Annotated in this window: 6 protein-coding genes; 1 reads left to right on the forward strand and 5 read right to left on the reverse strand. The window is 67.1% G+C overall.

Features of this window, described 5'->3' with window-relative positions; all coding sequences use genetic code 11:
• Positions 1–513 (reverse strand): hypothetical protein (locus ACIQ6O_RS10815; RefSeq protein ID WP_396207801.1); only part of this gene is annotated, 513 nt, incomplete at its 3' end.
• An 83-nt stretch (positions 514–596) separates the two neighbouring features.
• Between ACIQ6O_RS10815 and ACIQ6O_RS10820 the strand changes: the two genes are divergently transcribed.
• Positions 597–2,135, forward strand: a complete 1,539-nt coding sequence (locus ACIQ6O_RS10820; RefSeq protein WP_396207802.1) for an alkaline phosphatase D family protein — start codon at positions 597–599, stop codon at positions 2,133–2,135.
• A 17-nt stretch (positions 2,136–2,152) separates the two neighbouring features.
• Here the strand turns inward: ACIQ6O_RS10820 and ACIQ6O_RS10825 are convergent, their stop codons facing one another.
• The 4 genes from ACIQ6O_RS10825 to ACIQ6O_RS10840 form a co-directional block, all read right to left on the reverse strand.
• A complete protein-coding gene (locus tag ACIQ6O_RS10825) occupies positions 2,153–3,946 on the reverse strand; it encodes a cation:proton antiporter (protein ID WP_396207803.1) in 1,794 nt (597 codons plus the stop codon).
• A gap of 71 nt (positions 3,947–4,017) precedes the next feature.
• Positions 4,018–5,013, reverse strand: a complete 996-nt coding sequence (locus ACIQ6O_RS10830) for a DUF2891 domain-containing protein (protein ID WP_396207804.1) — start codon at positions 5,011–5,013, stop codon at positions 4,018–4,020.
• Positions 5,014–5,036: 23 nt separating this feature from the next.
• Entirely contained in the window at positions 5,037–5,987 is a 951-nt protein-coding gene (locus ACIQ6O_RS10835) for a DUF979 domain-containing protein (RefSeq protein ID WP_396207805.1), read from the reverse strand.
• Positions 5,984–6,682: a DUF969 domain-containing protein gene (locus tag ACIQ6O_RS10840; protein WP_396207806.1), complete on the reverse strand. Its 699-nt coding sequence runs from the start codon at positions 6,680–6,682 to the stop codon at positions 5,984–5,986. Before ACIQ6O_RS10840 ends, ACIQ6O_RS10835 begins: the two co-directional genes overlap by 4 nt.
• Positions 6,683–6,901: the final 219 nt, after the last annotated feature.

The following is a 6,901-nucleotide window of genomic DNA, read 5'->3' on the forward strand; positions in this document are numbered from 1 at the left end:
CTCAGCGGCCTCGGCGAACACCGGCGGCAGCGTATCCACACCGAATGGCGCGATAATGCGCGCGAAGGTGCCGCGGAGGAGTGCGAGAACGAACTGGATGACGACGAACACGCCGATTGCGGCCATCGTACCAGCCGCGCGCGCCGTGAGCATCAGCGCGGCGGCCGTGAGCATCCAGACCGTCCACTGCACAGCCACGCCACGGAGCCACGTAGCCAACCAGAACGGTGCGTTATCCTTGCGGCGCACGACCCACGCGCCGCCCAGCAGGTCGAAGAGGAAGAACAGCCCGAAGGAAAAAGCGAAAAAGAGCCCCACGGCGAACAGGGAACGCCCCACCGACTGCTCGGGGGTGGTGGCGAAACCGACCGACGGGATATCGAAGGCGAGCAGGGCGGTGGCGGCCAGCACGGCCGTCCCCACACCGGAAATGCCGAGGTAGAGGCGTGAACGGGCGTAGGTGAGGGTACCGACCCCCTGTCCGCCGCGCCGGGAAAGCGAAGGTGATGTCATGACGGCGTAACGCCACGGCACCGACGGATGGTTTCGGGCGGTCTTCCCCTCGCGCTCGACGCGCCGGGGCGTAGGCTATGGGAATGGACCGTCGCCTCTTCGTTTCCGACCTGACGCGCTACGCTGCGCTGTGCGCCGTAGTGCCCAACATCTGGCGCGTGACCTCGCGCCCCCACTTTGCCGACGACCCGTTCTCGCTGGGCGTAGCGTCGGGCGACCCGACCGCCACCGGCGGCGTGTTGTGGACGCGGCTCGCGCCCCGCCCCTTCGAGCCGGACGGCGGCATGAACGGGCTGCGCGTCACCGTGGATTGGGAGGTGGCCGACGACGACAGCTTCACGAAGGTGGTGAAGAAGGGACGCGCCACCGCGGCACCTGAGCTGGCCTTCAGCGTCCATATCGACGTGACGGGGCTGCAGCCGGACCGCTGGTACGTCTACCGGTTCCGCACGGGTGATGCGGTGAGTCCGGTGGGACGGTTCCGAACCGCGCCGGCCGACGGAGCCATGACGCCGCTCAACTTCGCCTTCGCGAGCTGCCAGCACTGGGAGCAGGGGCTGTTCACCGCCTACGAACACATGGCGCGCGAATCGCTCGACCTCGTGGCGCACTTGGGCGACTACATCTACGAGTATGCGGGCAACAGCCGGGGCATCCGCATGCACCACGGCCTCGAGGTGCGCACCGTCGACGACTATCGCCGTCGCTACGCCCAGTACAAGACCGACCCGGCGTTGCAGGCCGCCCATCGGCTGTGCCCGTGGGTCGTCACGTGGGACGATCACGAGGTGGACAACAACTACGCCGGTCTCATTGGCGAGAACGGCATGGAAAGCACGGAGCAGATGCGCACCCGCCGGGCCGCCGCGTATCAGGCCTGGTGGGAGCACCAGCCGGTGCGCGTACCGCGCGCGCAGAGCTGGGCCGATCTCTCCATCACGCGCAGCATCAACTGGGGAGCGCTCGCGCGCTTCTGGGTGCTCGACACGCGGCAGTACCGCGACGATCAGGCGTGCGGCGACGGTACCCAGCTCATGTGCGACGAGGCGCGTGATCCCCGCCGCGGCCTGCTCGGCGCACCGCAGGAGAAGTGGCTGACGGACGGTCTGGGTGCCTCACGCGCGCACTGGCAGGTGTTGGCCAACCAGGTGATGGTGGGCCCCTACGACGCGGCCGACGGTGATGACGTGCGCACCAGTATGGATCAGTGGAGCGGCTACCCGGTCGCGCGCGACCGGCTGCTCAATGAAATCAGCAAACGCGCTGCCAACCGGACGGTGGTGCTCACCGGCGATATTCACAGCAACTGGGTCAACGAACTGCGCAGCGACTTCACGCGTCCAGACCGCCCGGTGGTCGCGGCGGAGTTCGTGGGCACCAGCATCGCGTCCGGCGGGAACGGCGGTGAAGTGCCTGCTGCACGCCTCGACGGCATGAAGCGCGAGAACCCGCACCTCAAGTGGTTCGAAAACCGACGTGGCTACGTGACCTGCAAGGTCGATGACAAGGCATGGCACACCGACTATCGCTCGGTGCCGTTCGTCGACAAGCCGGGTGCCCCCATCGTCACGGCGAGCCGCTGGCGCGTGGAGCACGGCAAGCCGGGCATCACGGCCGTGTAAGTATCGGGCGTCGGCGCCTATCGGGGCGCCGGCGCGCCACCGTGGTCGAGCATCACCTGCGTGAACTCCCGCGTGTGCATGCGACCGCCACCGCGCAGATGCTGGATGACGTCGTCGGCTTGATCGTCGTCCACACCGGCCGAACGCAGGCTGTGGTATGCCATGCCGAACGCGAGCTCGCGTTCGCCCATGAGCGCCTTGCTCACGCCGAGTTGCTCGAAGAGCTCCTGCTCCGTATCGGCGTGCGTGCGCACGATGATGTCGATCTCGGGATTGCGCGCGCGCGCCAGCTCGATGATGTGCCGCGCATGGTACGGATCGGGCGAGGCGATCACGAGCATCCGCGCAAACTCGGGACGCGCATGCTCCAGGATACCCGGCCGGGTGGCATCACCGTACACCGCCGTCACCCCAAGCGTGCGTATCGCTTCGACGACGCGACGGTCCTGATCGATGGCGATGAAAGGGAAGCCTACGCGCTGCAACGCCTCGCCGATGGTCCGTCCCACGCGACCGTACCCGATGAGAATCGCGTGATTCGCCGGCGTCGCCATCCAGAGATCGGTCGTGACGAGGCGGGGCGCCTTCTGCCGCTCCAGGCGATCGATGAGCTTCGGGTAGCGGGTGAGCCACGTATCGAGCTTCCCGACAGCCCAGAACACGAACGGGTTGAGCACGATCGTGCACAACGCCCCGGCCAGGATGAGACTGCGCCCTTCCTCGGGAAACACCCCGAGGGAGACGCCGAGCGCCGCCAGAATGAACGAGAACTCACCGATCTGCGCGAGGCTGGCCCCAAGTCGCAGTGAAGCGCCGAGCGGATGCCGCAACAGCACCATCAGGATGGCCGACACGAGGCCGTTGCCAACGATGATCGCCCCAACGGTCTCCACGACCCTGAACGGCTGCTGGAGCAGCACCTCCGGATCGATAAGCATGCCCGCCGACACGAAGAAGAGCACGGCGAACGCGTCCTGCATGGGCAGCGCGTCCGCACCGGCGCGATAGCTGAGATCGGACTCGCTGATCACCACGCCGGCCACGAAGGCACCGAGCGCGAATGACACCCCGAAGAGTGCCGAGGCGCCCACGGCCACGCCGAGGGACACGGCGAGCACCGACAGCGTGAACAGCTCACGCGATCCCGTGCGGGCCACGTGCGTGAGCAACCACGGCACCGCGCGACGGCCCACGGCCCCCATGAGGAGGATGAACGCGGCGACCTTGAGCACGGTGATGGCGACCGACCGTGCGAGAACGGCCGTGTCACCGTGACCACCGGCACCAAGGGCCTCGAGCACCGTGGGGAGCAGTACGAGCGCCACCACCACGGCGAGGTCTTCCACCACCAACCACCCGACCGCGACCCGACCATCGACGGAATCGAGCAGCCCGCGGTCTTCCAGCACGCGGAGCACCACGACCGTCGACGACACACACAACGCGAGAGCGAAAACCACCGCACCGCCGACCGCCCATCCCCATGACAGCGCCAGCGCCAGGCCGATGCCGAACGACGCGACCATCTGCAGCAGCGCCCCGGGTAGCGCGATGCGACGCACCTTGAGCAGGTCGCCGGGAGAGAAGTGCAACCCCACACCGAACATCAGCAGAATCACGCCGATTTCGGCGAGCTGTCCGGCCAGCGACACATCCGCCACGAATGCCGGCGAATGTGGGCCGAGCGCCGTCCCGGCGAGCAGATACCCGACGAGCGGCGGCATGCGCAGCTTCGTCGCCATGAAGCCGAACACGAACGCCACGCCGAAGGCGCCAGCCAGCGTGACGAGGAGAGCGGTCTCGGGGTGCATGCCGCAAAGCTACTCGCTACGCCCGTGCTGCCAACCCTGGCGCACGCGCTGCCTGTCCGCACCCGCAGGTGCTATTCAGCCAGCAGCGCGAGGAGCGCGAAGGTGGCCAACCAGTGCTCGCCCATGTAGTCGCCCGCGACATGCGGCAAACTCGCCTCGAGATGTGCCATGGCCGCACGCTCGGCCGTCGCGACCCGGGCATCGTCCGCGGGCAAGGCACGCGCGATACTGCGCCAGCACCAGGCGCGCGACAGGTTGAGTCCGTCGAGGTGCGCGATCTTGCCATCGGTCCGGTCGCTCACGAACGCCGGCGTAAACAACGTGCCAGGCTGCTGGTCGGCGATCCGTGGCAGGAAGGCATCGAGCCACGCGTGAAAGGCTGGCCCATCGAGGACGACGCGCATGCACTCCGCTTCCATGAGTGCCGACGAAAGAAAATCGTCACCACTCGGCTCCCACGCCTGACAATCGCGGTCGGCCAGATACCAGCGTCGTGCCGCGTCACGCAAAGCGGCCGCGAGCGTGGTGTCTCCGGTGCCGTCGGCATACTCCAGCGCCAAGCGCACGGCGAAGGCCGTGTTGAAGTGCGTACCGACGCGGATGGGATACGTAGCGTTCGGCAGGAACGCGAGAAAGCGCCCCACGAAGACATCGGTGAGTGGCTGCAACTCGGCGGCCCATGTACGGCCGCCTGGTGTGTCATGCCGATTGAGTTCGGCCTGCAGCATCAGCAGCCAGGCCCAGCCGTACGGCCGCTCGAAACCGCGGCGCGACGGATGCGCGGCATAGGCCACTTCCACCGACATGCGCTCAGCGGTGAACTGCTCGTCGAAGAGCCGGCGAATCGCCTCGGCCTCGGGCAGGGCCGGATGCCGGCGCAGCAGCGTGGCCATCAGCCAATAGCCGTGCACGCACGAATGCCAGTCGAAGCTGCCGTAGAACACCGGATGCAGCTGCGACGGGGACTGCAGGTCGTCGCTGCTCAGCAATACGTGGTCGAGCTTGTTGGGATACTCGCGCCGCACGTGCGAGAGCGCGAGCCGGGCGAACTGGCTGTCGAGAGACACGGTGAATGGGAGACGCGGAAAGTTCAGCGGAACGCGAAGATGGACATGAGCACGATGTTCACCGCGAGCAGCATGAGCGCGGTGGGCACCTGCGCGCGAATCACGCCGTAGCGATCCGTGAGCTCGAGCAGCGCGGCGGGCACGATGTTGAAGTTGGCCGCCATCGGCGTCATGAGGGTCCCGCAGAAGCCGGACAGCATGCCGATCGCGGTGACGATGACCACATCGCCCCCGTACTGCTGTACGACGAGCGGCAACCCGATGCCGGCCGTCATGACGGGGAACGCGGCGAAGGCATTGCCCATGATCATCGTGAACAGCGCCATACCTACCGCGTACGCCACCACTGCCGCGACTGGTGATCCCAGAGGGAGATACGTCGTGGCGAGCGTACTTACGACCTTCCCCACTCCCGCGGTGGCGAAGACGGCGCCAAGGGCAGCGAGTGACTGCGGCAGGACGGCGGCCCACCCCACACTGTCCATCAGCCGGCGCGCCTCCACGATGGGAGCGCTGACCGGCGGGCGCAGCAGCGCCATACCCGTAAGCAATCCGAGCACCGTGCCGATCCCGAGCGCGATTTGCGTCACCTGCTTCGGGTCAACGAGCGGGACACCGCCGATCGTGAGATCCTTGAGCAGCACACTGCCCGCGAAGGTCGCAAAGGGCACCACCAGCACCGGAATAAAGAGGCGGTTGCGATGGCGCAGGGCCGACGCCAGCCGGTCGGCGGCCGAAGTGGTTTCGCGCGTACCCTGCCCCAATCCAGCCGCCGCCGTGCCCACCATGACGAGCACGAGCATCCCGTTCACGAGATCGCTGAGATACGAGCCCGCGAAAAACAGCAGCGCGTACACCCCCCAGAACAGCGTGTTGCGCCAGCGTCGCGGGTTGCTCGCGTCACGAGCATTCACCACGGCGATGCCACCGGTGAGCAGCCCCATGAGCACGTAAATCGCTTCGAGCTTGATCATGGGGTGTGCTCCGTCGCCTGCGTCGCCTCGGCGGCCACCTGCCGCGCAATCTGCCGGTCGAACAGCCACAGCCGCGCGCCGTGCAGCGCGAACGCCGCCAACGCGGTGGGGATAGCCCAGCGCGCGAGCTGTAGCGGCTCCACGATGATGCCGTTCTGCTCGAGGAAGCCGCGAATGAGCAGGATGGACCCGATCGCCACAAAGACATCTTCCCCGAAGAACATCCCCACGTTGTCGACGCCGGCGGCCATGGCCTTGATGCGCTCGCGCGTGGTGTCCGGAAGATCACCATGCGTGTTTTCCGCCGCGCCTTCGGCCATGGGCGCGACGAGTGGGCGTACCATCTGGGCGTGGCCACCAAGCGACACGAGGCCAAGCGCCGCGGTGATCTGGCGCAACGCCAGATACACCAGCAGCACGCGGCCGGCCGTTGCCGCCTGAATGCGACTGATCACCTCACGCGAGCGCTCCTTGAGCCCCGAGCGCTCGGCCAACCCGATCACCGGCAGCGCCAGCCAGACGATGGCGATGTAACGACTGTCGACGAACGCCTTGCCGAACGCCGCGACAACGTCGGGGAGCGACTGGCCACTGGCCAGACCGGTGGCGACGCCCGCGAGCGTAACCACGAGCAGCGCATTGAGGCGCAGCGCGAAGCCAACAATAACGATGAGAATCCCGATCAGCGGAAGCATGGGCCACAATAGCTAGCGCGCGCTTCGCGCGCGAGAACGGCGTAAAGGCGCGCTTCGCGCGAAAACGGCGCAAAGAGTAACGGGTTGCCACCCAACAGCAGGGCGCGCAAAGATTATGCTTGCGCTTTACCGTCGGGCGGCAACTCTTTACTACTTCCGCAGTTCCCGCGCGAAGCGCGCCCCCCCCCCCCCCCCCCGTACGCATGTTACGTCGCCACT

It is taken from the genome of Gemmatimonas sp. (assembly GCF_044345575.1).
Taxonomy (GTDB): Bacteria; Gemmatimonadota; Gemmatimonadetes; order Gemmatimonadales; family Gemmatimonadaceae; genus Gemmatimonas.

Coding starts and splice junctions, on each gene's coding strand:
- ACIQ6O_RS10820 (WP_396207802.1), top strand. CDS start 597: ATGGACCGTCGCCTCTTCGTTTCCGACCTGACGCGCTACGCTGCGCTG.
- ACIQ6O_RS10825 (WP_396207803.1), bottom strand. CDS start 3,946: ATGCACCCCGAGACCGCTCTCCTCGTCACGCTGGCTGGCGCCTTCGGC.
- ACIQ6O_RS10835 (WP_396207805.1), bottom strand. CDS start 5,987: ATGATCAAGCTCGAAGCGATTTACGTGCTCATGGGGCTGCTCACCGGT.
- ACIQ6O_RS10840 (WP_396207806.1), bottom strand. CDS start 6,682: ATGCTTCCGCTGATCGGGATTCTCATCGTTATTGTTGGCTTCGCGCTG.